The sequence below is a fragment of the Providencia sp. UF-183 genome, from assembly GCF_058246155.1.
Genome location: NZ_JBSICD010000031.1, coordinates 1 through 23823, shown reverse-complemented (window position 1 = coordinate 23823; position 23823 = coordinate 1). Strand labels below are relative to the sequence as shown.

Here is a 23823-nt window from a genome sequence, read left to right as displayed (position 1 = left end):
AATAATTAGCCGTGTATTTAGTGAAATAGACACACGGCTGATAATTCGAGGAATTTAATCATGTTAAGTGACCAAGAATTCATGCGTTACAGCCGCCAGCTATTACTTGAAGACGTTAGCCCTGAAGGGCAACAAAAACTGAAAAATAGCAAAGTGCTGATTGTCGGTTTAGGCGGGTTAGGCTCCCCCGCTTCCCTCTACTTAGCCGGTGCTGGCGTTGGCGAGTTATGGCTTGCTGACCACGATGATTTGCATGTCTCTAATTTACAAAGACAAGTACTCTACGATACGGATGATATCGAACAGTCAAAAGCGCAATTAGCTGCAAAGCGGCTTCGCCAACTCAACCCGCTCGTGAAAACGCACGCAATTGTGCAGAAATTAGAGGTTGAGACATTAATCCCACTCGTCGAGCAAGTCGATTTAGTCCTTGATTGCTGCGATAACATGGCAACGCGCCATGCCGTCAATGCCGCCTGCGTCATGACCAACACAACACTCGTGAGTGGTAGTGCGGTGGGCTTTGGTGGACAACTGATGGTACTCGAACCGCCGTTTAGTTCAGGGTGTTATGCCTGTCTTTATCCCGACCAAGATGAACCTGAGCGTAACTGCCGTACCGCTGGGGTATTGGGGCCTGTTGTTGGCGTTATCGGTACGCTACAAGCCCTTGAAGCCCTTAAATTACTTGTCGGGTTGCCTTCATCTTTAAGTGGGAAATTACGCTTATTCGATGGGAAACAACAACAATGGAACACCTTGCAGCTAACGCCATCGTTGCAATGTCCAGTTTGTCGGGAAGAAGCATGCATATCCTAATTAATGACCAAAATATGACGCTTGATGCCCCGCTAACCGTCAACCAGTTGTTTGAGGCGCTAGGCCGCTCCACTGCGGGCACCGCACTGGCCATCAACCAAGTCATCATTCCAAAGAGTCAGTGGGATTCTCATCTCATTAATGACCAAGATAATATCTTGTTATTTCAAGCTATCGCAGGGGGCTAACCATGTTAAAAATCGCTGATGTGACCTTTCAATCACGCTTATTTACGGGAACAGGGAAGTTTGCCAATGCTACGTTAATGCAAGAGGCCATTCAAACCTCGGGTAGCCAATTAGTTACCATGGCGATGAAGCGGATTAACCTGCGCGGGCAGGATGATGGTATTTTACAGCCACTTCAAGAGCTTGGCGTAAAGCTTTTACCCAATACATCCGGGGCAAAAAACGCGCAAGAAGCCGTTTTTGCTGCGCGACTGGCGCGAGAAGCCCTTGGTACCCATTGGGTCAAACTCGAAATTCACCCTGACATGCGCTATCTATTACCCGACCCTATAGAAACACTGTTAGCAGCGGAGCAACTGGTCAAAGAGGGGTTTGTGGTGTTGCCTTATTGCAGTGCAGACCCCGTATTGTGCCGCCGTCTTGAAGAAGTTGGCTGCGCAGCAGTCATGCCATTAGGTGCGCCTATCGGTACCAATAAAGGTTTAGCTACCAAAGAAATGCTGCGAATTATTATCGAGCAAGCCACCGTGCCAGTCGTGGTAGATGCAGGGATTGGTGCGCCAAGCCACGCCGCAGAAGCTATCGAAATGGGGGCAGATGCCGTACTGGTGAATACGGCGATTGCCGTTGCCAAGCAACCCATTTTAATGGCAAAAGCCTTTAAACTGGCTGTCGAAGCTGCCGAATTGGCTTATCAAAGTGGCTTAGCAGCACCGAAGCAGCAGGCGCAAGCATCCAGCCCACTCACCAGCTTTTTGGGGGCACTATCATGATCCCCCCTTTCCAAGAGCGCCTAAATGCACTGGATTGGGACGATACTACGCTGCGAATTAATAGCAAAACCGCCCACGATGTAGAACACGCCTTAGCCAGTGATATCCTCACCCTCGACGATTTTATGGCGCTACTTTCCCCTGCTGGAAGGCCTTACGTTGAAGCAATGGCGCAAAAAGCACAACGGCTTACTCGCCAACGTTTTGGCCACGCAGTTGGGTTTTACGTCCCACTTTATTTATCAAACCTTTGCGCAAACGATTGTACTTACTGTGGTTTTTCGATGAGCAACAAAATCAAACGTAAAACACTCAATGACACTGAGATTGTCAATGAGTGCGAAACAATCCGTAAAATTGGGTTTGATAGCTTATTGTTAGTCACAGGGGAACACCAGAGTAAAGTGGGGATGGATTACTTCCGTCATACTTTGCCTATCATTCGCCCTTATTTCAGTTCATTGATGATGGAAGTGCAGCCATTAAGCACTGAAGAATATAAGGAATTGAAAACACTGGGATTAGATGGTGTGATGGTTTACCAAGAAACGTACCACGAGCCGACCTACCAACTGCATCACCTCAAGGGCAAAAAGCAAGATTTTCACTGGCGTTTAGCCACCCCTGAACGTCTTGGCGAGGCTGGTGTAGATAAAATCGGCCTTGGCGCATTAATTGGTTTATCTAACAGTTGGCGCACCGATTGCTACATGGTGGCTGAGCATTTGCTGTATTTGCAGCAATATTATTGGCAAAGCCGCTATTCCATTTCGTTTCCACGTTTGCGCCCTTGTGCGGGTGGTGTTGAGCCTGCATCACTGATGAATGAAGCGGAATTGGTCCAACTCATTTGCGCCTTTCGCTTACTCGCCCCGAATGTTGAGCTTTCGCTGTCGACTCGTGAGTCCCCGTATTTTCGCGATCATGTGGTGCCACTCGCCATTAATAATGTCAGCGCAGGCTCAAAGACCCAACCGGGGGGTTATGCAGACACCAAAGAAGAGCTAGAACAGTTTTCACCAAACGATAACCGCAGTGCGGCACAAGTGGCAAATGCCCTCGTACAAGCAGGGTTACAACCCGTTTGGAAAGATTGGGATGGCTATTTGGGGCGTTAAAATTAAAGGGCTAACATGACGTTAGCCCTTTAATTGCCTATGCCTTAGAACTTCTCGTGTCAACGTTCATCAGAAGAAAAGTAAACCACATTCCCCCTCTCTTTTACCGATTGCAATAACCAGTAAAACAATTTTGCCCTCGATCACTTCATAAACTAAGCGGTAGCCTAATGAGCGTAGCTTTATTTTATAACGATTGTGTTTACCACTAAGTTGAGCTGATGGTACAAAAGGATTTTCAAGGCGTTCCGCTAATTTTTTTAAATTGATTCTGAATCGAAGGCGCTAATTTCTGCCATTCCTTTAATGCACGTTTATCAAATTCGAGTTTATAGGTCATCGAGATTTACACTAACGGTATCGAGTGATTGGACACGCTCATCTGCAATCTTATTAAGTTCTGCATCTTCTGCTAGTTCCATAAACCACGCGAATAACTCAGGCGGCACACAATAAAAAGCTGGTTCATTTCGATTAAGAATAGCAACAGGGTTGCCTTCACCTTCAGCAATAATACCCATTGGATTTTTTTTCAAATCAGTGATACTTGCAGCAGTATCACTCAAAATTTGATAAGTCATGCTTTATCTCCAAACTGAAATTTCACACCCATAATGGCACTAGTAAAAGCACCTTTAAAGATACTTTCCGCAATACCACTTTTCTAAGCAATTTTGTCCCACTTAATGGTGTTTTCCAGAATGAGTGCAAAAATAATCCCCATTAAAAGCCCATTACCTAACAGTGAACTGAACATTGTGGGTAACGAATCTAATACCGCTGGCGGTGCTGACATTAAAAATATTCCGACAAAAATCGGCAGCGCTAATCGGTAAATATTACGTGCATTTAATTTCATATCCGTCAGAAATGAGAATGACGAAAACAGCAACGGCAAGTACGTAGCTAACATCACCGCGCTGCCAATCGCGAGGGGCAATGAACGGAAAAATTGCGTCAGTACGGCAATTCCCCCGACACACAGAAAAATCACACTGCCAATGACAAATGAAATGCGAGAACTGTCTTTTGTTTGAGTAATCAAGCCAATAGAAGATACGAAAGGCGAAAAAGGCACAATGCCCAGCGGGGCAGCAAGTACCGTCACAAAGCCTGACATCACAAAACTGCGTCGGTATAGCGACTTCGTTGGTTGTGAATTTGGATAAAAAACATCGGTTCCTCGCATCGCCCCAAAGGTATTTGAGGTGTTCAGAATACCTGCAAAGATAGCAGTTAAAATAATACTCACGCTAATTTCATCCGATTTACCGAGCGGAAAAAGCGCCCACGAAGAAGAAGATACGGGTAATGAACTGCTACCAAACAGTGTGCTATACACTGCCCAACCAATGATTGTCCCAATCAGCAACGCATATTTACTGATACTTGCGGGTAAATAAATAATAACCCCAATCACTAGCGCAAGCACGGCAAGGGCTAGAAAGAAAACAGGGTAATTTACCGCTACTTCTGCTCCGCCAACACCAAAAGGAAGGCCTAACATTCCTTTTAAAAAGATGGTCACCAATTGAGCACCCAACAAAAACATAAACACCACTAACACACCCGGCTTAAATAAACTGGCTAGCCAGCCACCAAGCCCACTTAAACCAATTAAAATGGTGATAATCCCCGAGAGAAAAATACCTATAGCAAGACTCCAACCAATGGTACCAAGGGCAGTTCCTTGCATTGATTCCGATAATGTCACGGTTAAAATCGTCGCCCACCATAGCCCCGTTGGCCCTTCCATCACCGACCGCTTATGCCCTAAAAAAGCTTGCAACAAGCAGGCTAGCGCAGTTAATAGAAATGAATACTGGGTAATGGTAAAAGTAGTTTGGTCTGATAAATGAAAAGCCGACTGTAGCGTTGGAGGAATAACGACCGTATTGCAGAAGATAAAAAAGAACCATTGAAAGCCAGAAATAATATTATTTTTTTTAATGTTAATTGAAGCCATCCTGATCCCTTGCCTTACTGTATTAAATATAGAATATGGCCCCTCACTTCAGTTTTCTTTTTATTTCATTAAGTAAACTCGCTAGGCACCAATTGCATCATGTCAAAAAAACACCATAGGTGCCATTAAAATAAGATTTAAAAATAAAACATATTTGATTTTGTGGTTCAATCCTATTCATTAATCTATTTTATCCATTTATAAATGGATATTAATAATAAACTAGAACCTTAATTCTTGAACTCTCCCACAATTCAAGTAAAAATACTAAACAGTTAATTACAATAGTGCCAACTTCAAAGACAATTAAGTACTACCATCCCAAATTAGTTTTAAATACTAAAACATCACCTTATCCATTCATAAATAACTCACTAAAGAGCGATTTAACTTTCAGAAAATCAAAATAAAAATTCAGTAGTAATGATTAAAATTAATTTAGTTTATCCAGTTTAGATTATTAATAAATAGATTTCAGATAAGGCAAGATAACATCAGATGTTAAATAAAAAAACATACAGGATGGATTTATTACTCTTTAATATCAATAAATTAACATAATTAAATAGGCAGGGTATAAAGTTGCGCATTTTAATTCATTATACGAATAAAGCCAGTATTAATTATTGATTTTATATTCTTCCTAGCATTTCTTAAAAAAATTCAACAGGTCGGATATTCAAGCTCTCTTTAGTTATGATAAAAGAATAATACTGTGAAATGAGATTACAAACACAGCGATAACTAAAGTATAAAACATTCATAATAATGTTGGAGCATGAGAATAATGAATATTGTTGACCGTTTTATTTCTTACACCAAAGTGAACACCACCACTGATCGGGAAAAAGGCGCTGCGGGGATCATGCCATCCTCCGAAGGGCAACGTGTATTAGCGAAACAACTCGTGCAAGAATTAGAAGCACTCGGCGTTGAAGATATCAAACTACGTGATACCGCCATTGTAACAGCCACTCTCCCCTCTAACCTTGATTACGACGTCCCAACTGTCGCATTTTTTGGTCACTTAGATACAAGTGCAGAGCAAACCAATGATACTAAAGCACAAATTTTGCCCTATACCGGTGAAGACCTGTGCATGAACAAAGAGTTAAATATTTACCTACGTAAAAGCGAATTCCCTGAGTTGGTCAATTACATTGGCGATGACATCATTGTCACTGATGGAACCAGCTTATTAGGTGCCGATGATAAAGCCGCTATCGCGTCGATTATGGATATGCTGCAATACTTCAAACAAAACCCAGACGTCAAACATGGCACCATCAAAGTCGGTTTTGTACCGGATGAAGAGCAAGGCCTACGCGGTGCCAAAGTATTTGATGTGAAAGAGTTTGGTGCTGACTTTGCCTACACCCTCGACTGCTGTGGTATTGGTGAATTAGTGTATGAAAACTGGAATGCAGGGGATGCAGAGATTATCTTTACCGGTAAATCAGCTCACCCAATGTCGGCAAAAGGTAAATTAATCAACTCATTACTGATGGCGCAAAAATTTATTGCCATGCTACCGGGCGGTGAAGCACCTGAATATACCGAAGGTCGTGAAGGCTACTACTGGGTCAAGCAAATGTCAGGGAATAGCGCACGTACCGTGTTAAAAATGGACGTTCGAGATTTCACTGAAGAAGGCTACCGTGCACGTATGGCTTTCTTGAAAAAACTGGCTGAAAACTGTGAAGACTTGTGGGGCAAAGAAAGCGTCGTTTGTAAGCTAGCGGATCGCTATTCTAATGTGTATAACAGCCTGCAAGGTGAAAATAGCTATCCGATTGATATTGCTGTCGATGCTTACCACGCCTGTGGCATTACACCAAAAGTTATCCCAATGCGCGGTGGCTATGATGGCGCGGCATTGTCGCAAAATGGCTTACCTTGCCCAAATATTTTCACTGGCGCTCATAACTTCCATTCAATCTATGAATACCTCCCAGTGAAGTCTCTGTATGCAGCAAGTGATGTTCTGAAGCAAGTGGTCCAGATCACCGCTGAACGCTTCAAACCAGGAGCAAAAGCATGATCCCAATTCTAACGGTTCTGATTATCGTTGTTTTGGTTGCACGGTTTATTTTGAAGGGCTACAAAGCAGAACCGGTGTTATTAATCGCCGGTTTAGTGTTGATGATCTTCACCATGGCATTGGGTTGGGGTCCAATCCTGCCTAAAAACGTTGCAACCACAGGGATAACTTGGCTTGACCCATTTGAAGTGATGCGCGACCTTTTCAGTAGTCGTGCAGCAGATCTTGGTTTGATGATCATGGCTCTGATGGGCTTTGCACAATATATGGACCATATCGGTGCCAATGAAGCCGTTGTTCGTGTTGCCACTAAGCCTCTGAAAAACATGCGCTCACCCTATGTGTTGTTGTTTTTCTCTTTCTTATTGGCAAGTATCCTACAACTGGCAATCCCATCAGCAACGGGCCTCGCTGTGTTACTCATGGGAACCATGTTCCCGATCATGATTGGCTTAGGTTTGTCGCCCGCATCTGCGGCTGGGGTTATTGCAACCTCCCTTGGTGTTGCATATACACCAACAGCCATCGATGCGATCCGTGGCGCAAAAGCCGTTGATATGTCTGTCGTTGAATATGTGCTTTACTACCAAGGTCCAGCGGCATTAGCCACTGTGCTGGTGGTGGGTATTACCCATATTTTCTGGCAACGTCATTGTGACCGTAAACAAGGCTTTGTGCCTGAGATCGGGAAAGCCGTTCAGTCTCACGAAAAAGAAGAAAGTAAAAAATCCGTCCCGGGATACTATGCATTTCTTCCTATGCTGCCAATCGTAATGGCGGTCGGTACATCCAATTTATTCTTTGCAGGTATTCACTTAGATGTGGTGACCATTGTATTGATTGCGATGGCAATTTGTATGGTGATTGAAACTCTAAGAGTACGCAATTTTAAATTGGTCTGTAATGGCTTCCAAACGTTCCTCAATGGAATGGGGCATGCTTTTAGTAATGTTGTTGGCTTATTGGTTGCTGCTGGGGTATTTGCACATGGTATCAAAGTCAGTGGTGCAATCGACCAACTGATTTTAGGCGCAGAATCTGTCGGTTTGCCTCCGTTTGCCATGGCGATCGTTTTCGCCCTCGTCACACTCGCTGCCGCAATTATCATGGGCTCAGGTAATGCGCCATTCTTAGCGTTTGTGGAGTTAATTCCACAAATCGCACACAGCATGGGCGTGAACCCGATTTCAATGATCCTACCAATGCAGCAAGCTTCCCATATGGGTCGTGGTATGTCTCCAGTTGCAGGGGTGATCATTGCCGTGTCCAGTGGTGCTAAGCTACAGCCTTTCGATGTAGTGAAACGAACGGCGGTGCCGCTAATGGTCGGTTTTGTTGCACACTGTGCAATCATTGGTATCTTCTATTAGTCCATAGCGCTATACGCAAAAATAGAAAAGAGGGAGATTCTCCCTCTTTTTTTGTCTGTTAATCAGACATTAATGGTCACATTGGCAAGCCTTTGCCACATCAAGGTGCTTATCAGGTTCTTTTGGGCAGCAAGCATCAATCGTCTTATTGATAATCTCAGCCAACGTATTAACCGTCGCTATAATCAAAGGAAGTTGCTCACAAACTGTTGCACAGCTAGATTTCTCTATTTCTGGGCGCCCAGGAGGCGTTAAGCTATCGCATAAAATTTCCTGTAAGACTAACGTGAAATTCGCGATCCCAGTGGTATAAATGTATGAACGTCCTCCCGTTTGTCCTGCTAGGCGCTCGTATTCTTTCGTGACTTTGTCACGGTCACCCAAGGTTGGGAAGCGATCTATATTCGAAGGATCATCATTCGGTGTTCCTTGGTAGGTATACACTTTGACGTGGGCGTTTTGTGCAACGGCAATGGCCTCATTATTTTTCAGTACTGCCGCACTGGTTAATGTCCCTCCTCCCCCTTCTAAGCCTTCATCACCTAACACAAAAATCGCGCGGCGGGCGTTATCGCGCCAATCAAAATAGTTACTGACATCAATGACAGCACGGCACAAATCCTCTTTGTTGCCAGCATGGTCAATGCCATCAGCCTCTTTAAAAGGCTGCCTCGCTTGTAAGCTCCCTTGGCTAACCCCCAAAGCAGTTAAATAATCACTCACTGACTGATCGAATTTAGTGTTATCCCACGTCCCTTGAATGCCTAAAAATGTCGCTCTTAATTGAGAGGGACAATTTGCTGCGGCTTTTTCAATTGCTGCATCAATTTGCTGGCTCAGGTCATTTGATTCATCTGACATTGAGCCACTGGTATCAATGATAACGACTAAATCCAATGCAATAGAGCCACTACCAGTGACAACTTGAGAAGTATTAATCGCACCAAAAGTATTCGAAAAACCACCTTGTTGAGCCGGCAAATTCATTTTTTCATCATCAACTTGATTATTTATCATATCTTTATCCATTTAATATTCCTTTTAAATTTAAAATAAAAAAATAATTGATTCCTTTGTTATTTCCTCAAAGTGTTATCGAGGCCATTTATTATCACTGTTTTTTATTTATCATCACCCTACAAAAATTAATAAATACTAATAAAACTCGATATTTATATATTAGTTACTCACCTTTATATTATTTCAAATTTTTTATCACTCATTTAAAAGGAATTTAAAAAAACAAGTAAAAACATAAGATTACAAAATGACAGTAAAATATAAAACAAGCGATTAATATCATTTAATAATTACTTCAATAAATATGAAAAAATTTGATCAAATCACTGAGATTTACAGCTATTCCTTTCTGTGGCCCTTTCGTATGCACGTTGATATTCCTACGATAAAATCATATTTAAATCAGTCAGAAACACGAACTATTTTAGATTATGGGTGCGGAGCAGGTTTTATATCACATTGGCTAGAAAAAGAAGGCGAAAAAAATATCGTAGGATTCGATACTTCACCCAACATGCTCAGCCTCGCAAGAAAAAATGCAAAAAAGTATGGTTTAGATATTATTTATACCTCAAGCCTTGATAATTATTTTGAAACTTTTGATTTAGCTCTTGCCATTTATATTATCCCTTATTGCAAGAATTTAGATGAAGTCCGTTCCGTTGTACAGTCAATATATCGTGTATTAAAACCAAATGGCCGTTTAATTTTATTAACAATTAATCCCGATTTTTCTACAGATAGTGAATATTATCGCTCTTATGGTTTCAGATTAATTGAAAAACACCCCAGAAAGGATGGAAGTTCCATTTATTTTAATATTTGTATGCCTCCTTATAATGAAATCATACAAGCTTACTATTATTCCGATAGCACTTTAGGAAAGGTTATTTTACAAACTGGATTCAACTATCTCCAGTATGGAAATATGATTGCTAACCATCCTGAAACCATAGAACCATTTTTTAATTACCTCCAATGCCCTCATGCTCAACTTATAACAGCAGTGAAAATAGCCTAATTACGGCTAATAAACCTACATTTTGGATAAAAGGACTCAATATGAATTTAAAAACACGCAGTTTGTTATTATTGCAAAATACCCGCTTTTTAACACTCGCCACACAGGGTGATGACCAATTACCTTGGGCATCAACCGTCGAACATTGCGTCAAATTAAACCCTCTGCGCTTTATTTGGTTCTCATCTCGACAAGCCAAGCATTCTAAAAATATCCAACATAATGAAAAGGTCAGTGGCTCATTATTTAATCATTCATTACCTGAAATGCATAAATTGGGACTAGATGGAATGCAATTTACTGGAAAAGCACGAGAGCTATCTGCGCTGGAATGTGAGGAAGCACTGGATGAGTTTTACCCTCAATCCCCCTTTGATGAGGTTTCTGCCACTGCTACTCGAATTCCACTTGATGAACTAACCGGTAATGGTCATTCGCGTTTTTATGAAATCACTGTTGAAAATTTATGGATGTTCGATATGAAAAGCTGGGAGGAAAAACAAGAAAGTCGAAGAGTCACCGTACCAATATCATTGCTTAACAATAAATAAGCTTATTTCCATTAAGCATAAAAAAACCGGCGCCTTACGACACCGGTTTCAATCAAGAGACACTTGGATATCAGAAATTAGTTCTGGTTATCGCTAGTGAAACCTGCATTTAACAGTTCAGCTAAGTTCGCTGTTGCTTCATCTGCACTAACTTGTGGAGCATCCACAACTTCGTTCAGATGACGACGACGAATACGGTCTTGGTGATACGCAAAACCAGTACCCGCTGGGATCAGACGTCCAACAATAACGTTTTCTTTCAGACCACGCAGTTCATCGCGTTTACCCGCAACCGCTGCTTCTGTCAGTACGCGTGTTGTTTCTTGGAACGATGCCGCTGAGATAAAGGATTCTGTTGCCAGAGATGCTTTAGTGATACCCAACAGGTCGCGTGCGTAATTAGCTGGAATTTTACCTTCTTGTTCCAGTTTACGGTTTGAAACTTTAACACGTGAGTACTCGACTTGTTCACCTTCGAGGAATTCAGAGCTTCCTGCATCCGCGATGGTGACTTTACGCAGCATCTGACGAACGATAACTTCGATGTGTTTATCGTTTATCTTAACGCCTTGTAAGCGGTAAACTTCCTGAACCTCGTTCGTGATATAACGCGTAACAGCATGGACACCACGCAGACGCAGAATATCATGTGGAGATTCTGGACCATCAGAAACAACGTCACCACGTTCAACAATCTCACCTTCGAACACGTTGAGCTGACGCCATTTAGGGATCATCTCTTCGTACGGATCGCTACCATCTAATGGCGTGATAACCAGACGACGTTTCCCTTTGGTTTCTTTACCAAACGAGATAATACCGCTGATTTCAGCCAAGATTGCAGGCTCTTTCGGACGACGTGCTTCGAACAAGTCAGCTACGCGTGGCAGACCACCCGTGATATCTTTAGTACCCACAGATTCTTGTGGAATACGCGCTAAAGTATCACCCGCATTGATAGCAACGCCATCGTCTAACTGAACAATTGCTTTACCCGGTAAGAAGTACTGAGTTGGCATGTCCGTGTTAGGGATAAGAACATCGTTACCATTTGCGTCAATAACACGCAGAGCAGGACGCAGGTCTTTACCACCACTGGTACGTTCCGCAGAATCCAGAACAACGATTGAAGACAGACCGGTTAATTCATCAGTCTGACGTGTCATTGTTTGACCATCAAGCATGTCAGAGAAGCTGATGAAACCAGAAACTTCACTGACGACTGGCATGGTATGTGGATCCCAGTTCGCAACAGTCTCGCCACCCGTTACCGCAGCGCCATCACCTTTAGACAGGTGCGCACCATAAGGAACTTTGTAGCTTTCTTTCGTACGACCGAATTCGTCAATTAGACGCAGTTCAGTATTACGTGAAGTAATAACCAGTTTGCCTTCTGAATTCGTCACGTATTTCGCGTTGAACAGTTTCAGCGTACCTGTGTTACGTACTTGGATGCTAGATTCAGCTGCCGCACGAGATGCCGCACCACCGATGTGGAACGTACGCATCGTTAACTGTGTACCCGGTTCACCGATTGACTGTGCCGCGATAACACCGATAGCTTCACCTTTGTTAATGATATGACCACGAGCAAGGTCACGACCATAACAGTGAGCACACACACCGAAGTCAGTTTCACAACTTACAACTGAACGCACTTTCACGCTGTCGACAGAGTTAGCTTCTAACAGGTCACACAGTTTTTCGTGAAGCAGAGTGTTACGTGGAACCAGAATGTCCGCTGTACCTGGGATCAGGATATCTTCAGCAGTCACACGACCCAGTACACGCTCACGCAGTGGTTCTTTAACGTCGCCACCCTCGATAACCGGAGTCATCAGGATACCTTCATGAGTTCCACAGTCGTCTTCAGTAACAACCAAGTCCTGTGCAACGTCGACTAAACGACGAGTCAGATAACCGGAGTTCGCTGTTTTCAATGCGGTATCGGCAAGACCTTTACGCGCACCGTGCGTTGAAATAAAGTACTGGAGAACGTTCAGACCTTCACGGAAGTTTGCCGTGATTGGTGTTTCGATGATGGAGCCATCTGGCTTAGCCATCAGACCACGCATACCCGCCAACTGACGAATCTGAGCGGCGGAACCACGAGCACCGGAGTCGGCCATCATAAAGATACTGTTGAAAGAAACTTGTTGTTCTTCGACGCCATCACGGTTGATAACGGATTCAGTTGACAAGTTTTCCATCATCGCTTTAGCAACACGTTCGTTTGCCGCTGCCCAGATATCGATAACCTTGTTGTAACGTTCGCCTGCTGTAACCAGACCAGACTGGAACTGTTCCTGAATTTCTGCCACTTCTGCTTCTGCTTCGGCGATGATCCCAGCTTTTTTCTCTGGAATAACCATATCGTCGATACCAACTGATGCACCTGAACGTGCCGCATAGGCAAATCCGGTATACATGATTTGGTCAGCAAAAATAACCGTAGGCTTCAGGCCCAGAACACGGTAACAGGTGTTCAGCATTTTAGAGATCGCTTTCTTACCTAACGCTTGGTTAACCAGCGCGTAAGGCAGACCTTTTGGTACGATCATCCATAAAATTGCACGACCAACCGTGGTATCAACTAACCCCGTGTTGATAGTGATGTTACCTTCCGAATCTTTTACTTCTTCAGTGATACGGACTTTAACGCGGGCATGCAGTGAAGCATGACCTGAACGGTAAACACGCTCAGCTTCTTTAGGACCGGCTAATACCATGCCCTCGCCTTTCGCGTTTACGCAGTCACGCGTCATGTAGTAGAGACCCAATACAACGTCCTGTGAAGGAACGATGATAGGCTCACCACTTGCTGGTGACAGGATGTTGTTGGTTGACATCATCAACGCACGTGCTTCTAACTGAGCTTCCAGAGTCAGAGGAACGTGTACCGCCATTTGGTCTCCATCGAAGTCGGCGTTGTATGCCGCACAAACGAGTGGGTGCAATTGGATAGCTTTACCTTCGATCAGAATTGGCTCGAACGCTTGGATACCCAGACGGTGAAGTGTTGGTGCACGGTTCAGCATGACTGGGTGTTCGCGGATAACTTCATCCAAGATATCCCAAACAACCGCTTCTTCGCGCTCAACCATTTTCTTCGCAGCTTTGATGGTTGTTGCCAGACCACGTAATTCTAATTTGCCATAGATAAATGGTTTGAATAATTCAAGAGCCATTTTCTTCGGCAGACCGCACTGATGCAGACGCAGGTATGGACCTACGGTGATAACAGAACGACCTGAGTAGTCAACACGCTTACCAAGTAAGTTCTGACGGAAACGACCTTGTTTACCTTTGATCATATCTGCCAAAGATTTCAGAGGACGTTTGTTAGAACCTGTGATAGCACGACCACGACGACCGTTATCTAACAGCGCATCAACCGCTTCTTGCAACATACGTTTTTCGTTACGTACGATGATGTCTGGCGCAGCCAGATCCAGAAGACGTTTCAGACGGTTATTACGGTTGATCACGCGACGATACAGATCGTTCAGATCCGACGTAGCGAAACGGCCACCATCCAGTGGAACTAATGGACGCAGATCCGGTGGTAATACTGGCAGCACGTTTAAGATCATCCACTCTGGTTTGTTACCAGATTGAATGAACGCTTCCAGCAGTTTGATACGTTTGGTCAGCTTTTTACGCTTAGTTTCAGAGTTAGTTTCGTTTAACTCTTCACGCAGCGTTTCACACTCGTTCTCAAGATCGAGGTTTTTCAGCAGGCCTTGGATAGCTTCCGCACCCATTTTCGCATCAAATTCGTCACCGAATTCTTCCAGCGCATCTAAGTATTGCTCTTCTGTCAGAATCTGTGCGCGCTCAAGGCTAGTCATACCGCCTTCAACAACCACATATGATTCAAAGTACAGAACGCGTTCGATATCGCGCAGTGGCATATCGAGCAGCAAACCGATACGGGATGGCAGTGATTTTAAGAACCAAATATGTGCAGTCGGAGAAGCAAGTTCAATGTGACCCATGCGCTCACGACGGACTTTGGTCTGTGTAACTTCAACGCCACACTTCTCACAAATCACACCGCGGTGTTTTAAACGTTTGTACTTACCGCACAGACATTCGTAGTCTTTTACTGGCCCGAAAATACGCGCACAGAAAAGACCATCACGCTCAGGTTTGAACGTACGGTAGTTAATGGTTTCTGGCTTTTTCACTTCACCGAATGACCATGAACGGATCATATCAGGTGATGCCAGAGCAATCTTGATAGCATCAAACTCTTCGGTCTTGGTTTGCGCTTTCAGAAACTTTATTAAGTCTTTCACAAAATGCTCCTGTCGGAGTTAGACCTGTCAGGTGAGTGTTCAAAGCCACTCTCCCCAAATCCCAGTGCTTACATTGGCCGGAAGGCGAACCCTCCGGCACAAAACGAATTACTCGTCTTCCAGCTCGATGTTGATACCCAGTGAGCGGATTTCTTTCAGCAATACGTTGAAAGATTCCGGCATGCCAGGCTCCATCTGATGGCTGCCATCGACGATGTTTTTATACATCTTCGTACGGCCGTTAACGTCATCCGATTTAACTGTAAGCATTTCTTGAAGAGTATAGGCTGCACCGTATGCTTCCAGTGCCCACACTTCCATCTCCCCGAAACGCTGACCACCGAACTGCGCTTTACCACCCAGCGGTTGCTGAGTAACCAAGCTGTAAGAACCTGTTGAACGGGCGTGCATCTTATCGTCAACCAAGTGGTTCAGTTTCAGCATGTACATGTAGCCGACAGTAACTTGACGCTCAAAACGCTCGCCAGTACGACCATCGAATAATGTAATCTGACCTGAAGTTGGTAGACCGCCCAGTTTCAGCAGTTCTTTGATTTCTTTCTCTTTCGCACCATCAAACACTGGTGTCGCAATTGGCATACCTTTTTTCAGGTTCTCAGCCAAACGCATAACTTCTTCGTCAGAGAAAGTGTTCAAGTCAACTTTCTGGCGTGGATCATCACCTAAATCGTACGCTTTTTGGATAAACTCACGCAGTTTGGCAACTTCTTCATGCTGTTTAAGCATAGCATTGATTTTCTCACCAATACCTTTTGCTGCCATCCCTAAGTGGGTTTCCAAAATCTGACCGATGTTCATACGTGATGGTACGCCCAGTGGGTTCAGAACGATGTCAACTGGGTTACCGTTTTCATCATAAGGCATGTCTTCAACTGGGTTGATTTTTGAGATAACACCTTTGTTACCATGGCGACCCGCCATTTTATCACCCGGTTGGATCTGACGTTTAACAGCCAGATAAACCTTAACAATTTTCAGTACGCCAGGTGCCAGATCATCACCTTGGGTAATCTTACGACGTTTAGCATCGAGTTTTTTCTCGAACTCAGATTTCAGTTCGTCATACTGTTCAGCTAATTGCTCTAACTGGTTTTGCTTCTCTTCATCAGCTAAAGATAACTCTAACCAACGGTCGCGAGGCAGTTTGTCCAGTTTTTCAGCTTCAATTCCGCCGTTAACCAGTACAGAACGGATACGAGCAAACAGGCCAGCTTCGAAAATACGCAGCTCTTCTGTTAAGTCTTTCTTCGCATCACGTAACTGAGTTTCTTCGATCTCTAACGCACGTTTGTCTTTCTCTACACCATCACGGGTAAATACTTGTACGTCGATAACCGTACCAGAAACACCGTTAGGAACACGTAAAGAAGAGTCTTTAACGTCTGACGCTTTTTCACCGAAGATAGCACGCAGCAGTTTCTCTTCTGGGGTTAACTGAGTTTCACCTTTCGGTGTTACTTTACCAACCAGAATGTCGCCGCCTTTCACTTCTGCACCGATATAAACGATACCAGATTCATCCAGTTTAGAAAGTGCAGCTTCACCGACGTTTGGAATATCCGCAGTGATTTCTTCAGGCCCTAATTTGGTGTCACGAGACACACAAGACAGTTCCTGAATGTGAATAGTTGTGAAACGGTCTTCTTGAACAACACGCTCAGAAACTAAGATGGAGTCTTCGAAGTTATAACCATTCCATGGCATGAATGCCACGCGCATGTTTTGACCCAGTGCTAATTCGCCGAGGTCTGTTGAAGGACCATCTGCTAACACATCACCACGTTCAACTGGCTCACCTAAAGATACACAAGGCATCTGGCTAATACAGGTGTTCTGGTTAGAACGGGTATATTTAGTCAGGTTATAAATGTCGATTCCAGCTTCGCCCGGATACATCTCATCTTCGTTAACTTTGATAACGATACGAGAGGCATCAACGTACTGAACTGAACCACCACGTCTTGCAACAGCTGTTACACCAGAGTCAACCGCTACTGCACGTTCCATACCTGTACCGACTAATGGTTTGTCAGCGCGTAAAGTTGGAACCGCTTGACGTTGCATGTTCGCACCCATCAATGCACGGTTGGCGTCATCGTGTTCAAGGAATGGGATCAGTGACGCACCAACAGAAACAACCTGTTGAGTCGAAACGTCCATATATTCAACCTGTTCGCGGCTGAATAAGCTTGATTCACCTTTGTTACGACAAGTGACTAATTCTTCGATAAAGCTACCATCTTCACCTAATACGGTGTTCGCCTGAGCAATGATGAAGTTTCCTTCTTCAATCGCAGACAGATAGTGGATTTCATCAGTCACTAAGCCATCACGAACTAAACGGTATGGGGTTTCTAAGAAACCGTACTCATTGGTCTGTGCATAAACAGATAATGAGTTGATCAGACCGATGTTTGGACCTTCAGGCGTTTCGATTGGACATACACGACCGTAGTGAGTTGGATGTACGTCACGTACTTCAAAGCCCGCACGTTCACGAGTCAAACCACCTGGGCCTAATGCAGAGATACGACGTTTGTGCGTAATTTCAGACAGTGGGTTGTTCTGGTCCATAAATTGTGACAGCTGGCTGGAACCAAAGAACTCTTTAACTGCGGCTGAAATAGGCTTAGCGTTGATCATATCCTGTGGCATCAATGCATCGAGGTCGCCCAGAGAAAGACGCTCTTTCACTGCACGCTCAACACGAACCAGACCGACACGGAATTGGTTCTCTGCCATCTCGCCAACGGAACGAATACGACGGTTACCTAAGTGGTCGATGTCATCGACTTCGCCTTTACCGTTACGGATATCGATGAGTTTGCGCATCACCTCGATGATGTCTTCTTCGCTCAGGATACCAGAACCTTCGATTTCATCGCGGTTCAGTGAACGGTTGAACTTCATACGACCTACAGCAGACAAGTCGTAACGGTCTTCAGAGAAGAACAGGTTCTCGAACAGGTTTTCTGCCGCTTCACGGGTCGGTGGCTCACCAGGACGCATCATGCGGTAGATTTCTACCAATGCACTCAGACGGTCGTTAGTTGGGTCGACACGAACGGTTTCAGAAATGTAAGCACCGTGGTCTAAGTCATTGGTAAACAATGTTTCGATTGTTTTATGACCAGATTGGCTCAGACGTGCCAACATGTCTAAAGAAAGCTCCATGTTCGCTGCACAAATCAGCTCACCGGTGCTTTCATCGATGTAGTCTCTTGCAACAACTTTACCTGCGATATATTCAACAGGAACTTCGATGTTGTTAACTTCTTCTTTTTCTAACTGACGAATATGACGTGCAGTGATACGGCGGCCTTTTTCAACATAGACTTTACCGTTCGCTTCGATATCAAAAGAAGCAGTTTCACCACGCAGACGCTCAGGAACCAGCGTCATCATCAGTTTATTATCACGGATTTGGAATACAGTTTTATCGAAGAACAGATTTAAGATTTCTTCGGTATTGTAATCCATTGCACGCAGAATAATGGTCGCAGGTAATTTACGGCGACGGTCAATACGTACAAACAGGTTATCTTTCGGGTCGAATTCGAAATCAAGCCATGAACCACGGTAAGGGATAATACGTGCGTTATATAACACTTTACCTGAAGAGTGTGTTTTACCTTTATCGCTATCGAAGAATACACCTGGACTACGGTGTAACTGGGATACGATAACACGCTCTGTACCGTTGATAACGAAAGTTCCGTTTTCAGTCATGAGTGGAATTTCACCCATGTAGACTTCTTGTTCTTTGATATCTTTAACGGTGCCTTCTGGTGCTTCACGCTCATAAACGATGAGGCGTAATTTAACACGCAGAGGAGCAGAATAAGTTACACCGCGAATTTGACATTCTTTAACATCAAAAACAGGCTCGCCTAAACGATAGCTGACATATTGCAGTTCAGCATTACCGCTGTAGCTCTGAATTGGAAACACAGAACGGAAAGCTGCTTCCAGCCCATTCTGGCCATCGGGATCTTGCTCGATAAACTTCTGGAACGAGTCAAGTTGGATAGAAAGGAGGTAAGGTATGTCCAAAACTTGTGGACGTTTACCAAAGTCCTTACGAATACGTTTTTTCTCGGTATAGGAGTAAACCATAGGTTTCCTCAGCTCGTTGATCAGTGACCCAAGTGGTTAGCTCTTAAAAAAGAGTCTTAACCGCAACGCGTTTTATATAAGAAATGGAAAATGAATACTTTCCGTAATACTCATTGCTATTACTCTTAAATCATTTCATTGCGCGCTTTGGCTACCGAGCTACCCGAGCGGGTCGTAGCGAAGAACACAGTATATTAAGTCGTCAATAGAAAAAAGTATTGGAGGGTTGTTGTTAACAATAAAACTGCGTGAAAAGCTGTTAACACCCATCACGCTTTACAGCGCAAAAAGGCTGGTGATTAAAAAATCACCAGCCATCAGCCTAATTAGATTAAGCTGCGTTCTTGAAATTGAACTTATTTAAGTTCAACAGAAGCGCCTGCTTCTTCAAGAGCTTTCTTCAGAGTTTCAGCTTCGTCTTTGCTAGCGCCTTCTTTGATGGTCGCTGGAGCTGATTCTACCATGTCTTTAGCTTCTTTCAGGCCAAGACCGGTTGCACCACGAACTGCTTTGATAACTGCAACTTTGTTACCGCCGATAGCAGACAGAACAACGTCGAATTCAGTTTTTTCTTCAGCAGCTTCAGCAGCAGCACCTGGAGCAACAGCAACAGCCGCAGCAGCAGAAACGCCGAATTTTTCTTCCATCATAGTAATCAGTTCAACAACGTCCATTACAGACATTTCTGCAACTGCATCAAGGATTTGGTCTTTAGTGATAGACATAACAAGTGTTCCTAAAATTCAGAAATAGTTTATACGTTAAAAAGCAACGAAGGAAAGGGCTTATGCAGCTTCTTTCTGATCGCGCAGAGCAGCCAGAGTACGAACCAATTTGCCGGCAGCGGCTTCTTTCATGGTTGCCATCAGGCGTGCGATTGCTTCATCGTAAGTTGGGAGAGTTGCCAGACGATCGATATCTTTCGCTTGGATTAACTCACCTTCAAAGGCCGCAGCTTTAATCTCAAATGCTGGATTCGCTTTCGCGAACTCTTTGAACAGACGAGCGCCAGCGCCCGGGTGTTCGTTAGAGAAAGCAATTAAGGTTGGACCGACAAACACGTCTTTCAGTACATCGTAAGAAGTACCTTCAACAGCACGGCGAATCAGTGTGTTACGAACAACACGGATATAAACGCCAGCTTCGCGACCTGCTTTACGCAGTTCAGTCATTTTTGCTACAGTTACGCCGCGTGAATCAGCAACAACTGCAGAAAGCGCGCCTTTGGCTACTTCGCTGACTTCAGCAACAATCGCTTGTTTGTCTTGAAGATTTAGTGCCATTAGCTTCTTGCTCCTGGATTAACCGGGAAAACCCCGGGACTCACATCACTCAGATACAACATGTATTTGAGCGCTAAAACACGGTGAGCAGAATAGAATCCAGAATAAAATTCTAGGTATCTCTGTCACCGTCTACGCAGGTAAATTAAGTGACTATAAATAGCACACCTGCGGTCTTGGACGGGGTCTGGAAAGGCCAGACTCCATACCGAAATTTGTGGTTTGTTGGATATATTGCTATACCCAACAAACTCAAGGCGTCAAATTTTATACAAATTTGACGCAAAGGTAAAGCCTAATTACTTATTAGCCGAAGCTATAGTAATTAAACTGTCGCTGACAGACCAGCTTGGTCAACAGCAACACCTGCACCCATAGTGGTAGACAGGCTAACTTTCTTGATGAAAATGCCTTTAGCAGAAGCTGGTTTTGCTTTTTTCAGCGCGATCAGCAGTGCTTCTAGGTTTTCTTTCAGTTTGTCAGCGTCGAAATCAACTTTACCGATAGTGGTGTGGATGATTCCGTTTTTGTCGTTACGGTAACGAACCTGACCAGCTTTAGCGTTATTAACTGCTTCAGCAACGTTAGGAGTTACAGTACCAACTTTCGGGTTTGGCATCAGACCACGTGGGCCTAAAACTTGACCTAATTGGCCAACAACGCGCATTGCATCTGGAGAAGCAATAACAACGTCAAAGTCCATTTCGCCAGCTTTGATTTTATCAGCCAGATCTTCCATACCAACCAGTTCAGCGCCAGCCGCTTTAGCAGCTTCAGCGTTTGCGCCTTGTGCGAACACAGCAACGCGAACTGAACGGCCAGTACCGTGTGGCAGTACAGTTGCACCGCGAACGTTCTGGTCAGATTTACGAGCATCGATGCCCAGGTTAACAGCAACGTCAACGCTTTCAACGAATTTAGCAGTCGCTAATTCTTTCAGCAGTGCAACGGCTTCAGTGATGTCATACTGTTTAGTAGCATCAACTTTTTCACGGATATTGCGCATGCGCTTAGTCAGTTTAGCCATTGTCTTAGTCCTCCACAACCAGGCCCATGGAACGAGCAGTACCTTCGATTGAACGCATCATAGCGTCAACGTCAGCACCAGTCATGTCCGCAGCTTTAGTTTCAGCGATTTCGCGAATCTGAGCAGAGGTCACTTTACCAACTTTGTCTTTGTTAGGCTTGCCTGAACCAGACTTAACGCCAGCTGCTTTTTTCAGCAGAACTGCTGCAGGTGGAGTTTTGGTAACGAAAGTGAAAGAACGGTCTGCGTAAACAGTAATAACAACAGGAATTGGTAAACCTTTTTCCAGGCTATCTGTTTTTGCGTTGAACGCTTTACAGAATTCCATGATGTTAACACCTTGTTGACCCAGAGCTGGACCAACTGGTGGACTTGGGTTCGCCATACCAGCTGCAACTTGCAACTTGACGTAGGCTTGAACTTTCTTAGCCATGATATTTCCTCTAGATGGGTGATAGCGCCTTAACGTTTGTAAGGCTCCCCGTTAATTAAACATGCCCCGCCTATGTAAGCTCAATTAAGAAGCAAATTGGCAAAGCATAAAAACAAAAGGCGCGAAATTGTAGTCAAATTTCACGCCTTTTGCAAGTCAGTTTTGTCGTTTAGATTAAGCTTTTTCTACTTGACCAAAATCTAATTCGACTGGAGTTGCACGACCAAAGATAGAAACAGAGACTTTTAAGCGGCTCTTTTCGTAGTCGATTTCTTCGACAATACCATTAAAGTCAGCAAATGGACCTTCGCTAACACGAACCATTTCACCTGGTTCGAACAGTGTTTTCGGACGTGGTTTATCACCAACTTGTTGCAAGCGGTTCATGATAGCATCAACTTCTTTATCGCTAATTGGTGCTGGACGATCTGACGTCCCACCAATGAACCCCATTACACGAGGAACACTACGTACTAAGTGCCAAGAGTCATCATTCATGACCATTTGGACTAAGACATAGCCTGGGAAGAATTTACGTTCACTCTTACGGCGCTGACCGCTACGAATTTCAACAACTTCTTCTGTTGGAACCATAACTTCGCCAAAAGAATCTTCCATAGCATGTAATTTGATATGTTCACGTAAAGATTGAGCTACGCGACCTTCAAAACCAGAGAATGCCTGAATGACATACCAGCGCTTTTTAGGTGAATCGGACATTTAGAATAACCTCAGGCTTGTAATAAATGAAACTAAACGCACCAGGATACCATCTAATCCCCACAGTATTAATGACATTACAGCCGTTACTGCAGCAACAATTAAAGTAGTTTGTAATGTTTCCTGGCGAGTTGGCCAAATGACTTTTCTCATCTCGACACGAGCTTCGCGTGCAAACGCCAGTGTTGCTTTACCTTTTGTTGTCCATAAAGCGACAGCACCTGCAATAGCGACCACAGCCACAACTGCAAAAGCACGCAGCGCGAGATTATATTGACGGAAGTAATAGTTGCCAACAATCGCAATTATTAATAGGGCACAGACAATTACCCATTTGAAAATGTCTGCACTGCGTCCACTTCCTTGAGCTTCGCTATTCGCACTCATAATTCAACCTGTTACCATGAAGTATGTACAAAGCCTGTTACCTACAAGGGTAAGTAATCAAGCCAAACCAATAGAATATGCCAACATATCCCTCAATTACTACAAACCAAGCCTGCAAAATTTGATAGGGATATCAATAACATCACCCGCGAGTTAAAACAATTAGCCTTGTTGATGGAGGTAATTAGCGCTATTCGTTCTGCAAATACAGCCCATGCAGCCACATTCTATTTCGCAAGTACTATTCGTTCGTCAGTACTTTCCATTTCACAAGTGCTATCCATTTTGCAGGAATTTTCAGCATGCTCAGTAAATTTTCAGCCACACCAATTGGAAAAATTAGGTTCTTTTTGTGGCAGCGGTAAAATATACCATATCTTCTGAGCAAAACCTTAATAAATCTCATATAACTGCGCAAAGGAGTTCACGCAATTATCAATTCGTTGTTTCAGAGCCTATCTCACCAATAATTATTGAGAAATGATTGATGAGATAGGTTCTTAATTTTGCAACGTATAAAAAGGACGTCTATAAGACGCCCTTTTTACTAAGTAGTTCTTTCTTATTCAGAAAGAGCGGTATTATGCAATAATTTTTGCAACAACACCCGCACCTACAGTACGGCCACCTTCACGGATTGCGAAACGTAAACCGTCGTCCATCGCGAT

General features: G+C 43.9%; 20 protein-coding genes and 1 pseudogene. 8 read left to right on the top strand and 13 right to left on the bottom strand.

Going from position 1 to position 23823, the window contains the following annotated elements:
- The first annotated feature begins 60 nt into the window (after positions 1 to 60).
- The 4 genes from AC4IFT_RS20830 to thiH are packed head-to-tail and all read left to right on the top strand — an operon-like array spanning position 61 to position 2898.
- Positions 61 to 819 carry a HesA/MoeB/ThiF family protein gene (locus AC4IFT_RS20830; RefSeq protein ID WP_490752595.1) on the top strand — a complete coding sequence of 253 codons (759 nt, stop codon included), beginning with the start codon at positions 61 to 63 and terminating at the stop codon, positions 817 to 819.
- Positions 807 to 1007 carry a sulfur carrier protein ThiS gene (gene thiS / locus AC4IFT_RS20825; protein ID WP_490737109.1) on the top strand — a complete coding sequence of 67 codons (201 nt, stop codon included), beginning with the start codon at positions 807 to 809 and terminating at the stop codon, positions 1005 to 1007. Before AC4IFT_RS20830 ends, thiS begins: the two co-directional genes overlap by 13 nt.
- A gap of 2 nt (positions 1008 to 1009) precedes the next feature.
- Positions 1010 to 1780, top strand: coding sequence for a thiazole synthase (locus AC4IFT_RS20820; RefSeq protein WP_490752593.1), 771 nt, complete (start codon positions 1010 to 1012; stop codon positions 1778 to 1780).
- Complete coding sequence (gene thiH / locus AC4IFT_RS20815) at positions 1777 to 2898, top strand: 2-iminoacetate synthase ThiH (protein ID WP_490752591.1); 1122 nt, start codon at positions 1777 to 1779, stop codon at positions 2896 to 2898. Before AC4IFT_RS20820 ends, thiH begins: the two co-directional genes overlap by 4 nt.
- A gap of 69 nt (positions 2899 to 2967) precedes the next feature.
- On the opposite strand, the pseudogene AC4IFT_RS20810 reads toward thiH, so the two are convergent.
- From AC4IFT_RS20810 to AC4IFT_RS20800, 3 genes and pseudogenes are all read right to left on the bottom strand, one after another.
- Positions 2968 to 3238 (bottom strand): annotated as a pseudogene (locus AC4IFT_RS20810) (type II toxin-antitoxin system RelE family toxin).
- The gene (locus AC4IFT_RS20805) at positions 3228 to 3479 is read right to left on the bottom strand and encodes a type II toxin-antitoxin system Phd/YefM family antitoxin (protein ID WP_213914521.1); all 252 of its coding nucleotides are present in this window, start codon (positions 3477 to 3479) and stop codon (positions 3228 to 3230) included. The pseudogene AC4IFT_RS20810 and the gene AC4IFT_RS20805 overlap by 11 nt, the downstream one beginning before the upstream one ends.
- An 83-nt stretch (positions 3480 to 3562) precedes the next feature.
- Entirely contained in the window at positions 3563 to 4864 is a 1302-nt protein-coding gene (locus AC4IFT_RS20800) for a uracil/xanthine transporter (protein WP_490752589.1), read from the bottom strand.
- A 787-nt stretch (positions 4865 to 5651) separates the two neighbouring features.
- Between AC4IFT_RS20800 and pepT the strand changes: the two genes are divergently transcribed.
- Complete coding sequence (gene pepT / locus AC4IFT_RS20795) at positions 5652 to 6905, top strand: peptidase T (RefSeq protein WP_490737101.1); 1254 nt, start codon at positions 5652 to 5654, stop codon at positions 6903 to 6905.
- Positions 6902 to 8275 carry a C4-dicarboxylate transporter DcuC gene (dcuC, locus tag AC4IFT_RS20790; protein WP_490737099.1) on the top strand — a complete coding sequence of 458 codons (1374 nt, stop codon included), beginning with the start codon at positions 6902 to 6904 and terminating at the stop codon, positions 8273 to 8275. The genes pepT and dcuC overlap by 4 nt, the downstream gene beginning before the upstream one ends.
- 69 nt (positions 8276 to 8344) lie before the next feature.
- Here the strand turns inward: dcuC and AC4IFT_RS20785 are convergent, their stop codons facing one another.
- A complete protein-coding gene (locus AC4IFT_RS20785; protein WP_490752606.1) occupies positions 8345 to 9262 on the bottom strand; it encodes a VWA domain-containing protein in 918 nt (305 codons plus the stop codon).
- A 337-nt stretch (positions 9263 to 9599) separates the two neighbouring features.
- Here AC4IFT_RS20785 and AC4IFT_RS20780 point away from each other — a divergent pair, with 337 nt between their 5' ends.
- Positions 9600 to 10316, top strand: coding sequence for a class I SAM-dependent methyltransferase (locus tag AC4IFT_RS20780; RefSeq protein ID WP_490752588.1), 717 nt, complete (start codon positions 9600 to 9602; stop codon positions 10314 to 10316).
- A gap of 41 nt (positions 10317 to 10357) precedes the next feature.
- Positions 10358 to 10867, top strand: coding sequence for a pyridoxamine 5'-phosphate oxidase family protein (locus AC4IFT_RS20775; protein ID WP_490737095.1), 510 nt, complete (start codon positions 10358 to 10360; stop codon positions 10865 to 10867).
- 77 nt (positions 10868 to 10944) lie between these two features.
- Here AC4IFT_RS20775 and rpoC read toward each other — a convergent pair whose 3' ends face one another.
- The 9 genes from rpoC to AC4IFT_RS20730 form a co-directional block, all read right to left on the bottom strand.
- Positions 10945 to 15168 (bottom strand): DNA-directed RNA polymerase subunit beta', encoded by a 4224-nt coding sequence (rpoC, locus tag AC4IFT_RS20770; protein ID WP_490737093.1) that lies wholly within the window; start codon positions 15166 to 15168, stop codon positions 10945 to 10947.
- A gap of 108 nt (positions 15169 to 15276) precedes the next feature.
- Positions 15277 to 19305, bottom strand: coding sequence for a DNA-directed RNA polymerase subunit beta (gene rpoB, locus AC4IFT_RS20765; protein ID WP_490737091.1), 4029 nt, complete (start codon positions 19303 to 19305; stop codon positions 15277 to 15279).
- A 356-nt stretch (positions 19306 to 19661) separates the two neighbouring features.
- Complete coding sequence (gene rplL, locus AC4IFT_RS20760; protein WP_206086830.1) at positions 19662 to 20030, bottom strand: 50S ribosomal protein L7/L12; 369 nt, start codon at positions 20028 to 20030, stop codon at positions 19662 to 19664.
- A gap of 60 nt (positions 20031 to 20090) precedes the next feature.
- Positions 20091 to 20588, bottom strand: a complete 498-nt coding sequence (rplJ, locus tag AC4IFT_RS20755; protein WP_102140205.1) for a 50S ribosomal protein L10 — start codon at positions 20586 to 20588, stop codon at positions 20091 to 20093.
- Positions 20589 to 20913: 325 nt separating this feature from the next.
- The gene (rplA, locus tag AC4IFT_RS20750) at positions 20914 to 21615 is read right to left on the bottom strand and encodes a 50S ribosomal protein L1 (protein ID WP_275076776.1); all 702 of its coding nucleotides are present in this window, start codon (positions 21613 to 21615) and stop codon (positions 20914 to 20916) included.
- A 4-nt stretch (positions 21616 to 21619) separates the two neighbouring features.
- Positions 21620 to 22048: a 50S ribosomal protein L11 gene (rplK, locus tag AC4IFT_RS20745; RefSeq protein WP_004264379.1), complete on the bottom strand. Its 429-nt coding sequence runs from the start codon at positions 22046 to 22048 to the stop codon at positions 21620 to 21622.
- A gap of 174 nt (positions 22049 to 22222) precedes the next feature.
- Positions 22223 to 22768 carry a transcription termination/antitermination protein NusG gene (gene nusG, locus AC4IFT_RS20740; protein WP_490737086.1) on the bottom strand — a complete coding sequence of 182 codons (546 nt, stop codon included), beginning with the start codon at positions 22766 to 22768 and terminating at the stop codon, positions 22223 to 22225.
- Positions 22769 to 23155, bottom strand: coding sequence for a preprotein translocase subunit SecE (secE, locus tag AC4IFT_RS20735; RefSeq protein WP_004265885.1), 387 nt, complete (start codon positions 23153 to 23155; stop codon positions 22769 to 22771).
- 581 nt (positions 23156 to 23736) lie between these two features.
- A partial coding sequence (locus tag AC4IFT_RS20730; RefSeq protein ID WP_445576139.1) for an EF-Tu C-terminal domain-related protein occupies positions 23737 to 23823 on the bottom strand: 87 nt, incomplete at its 5' end.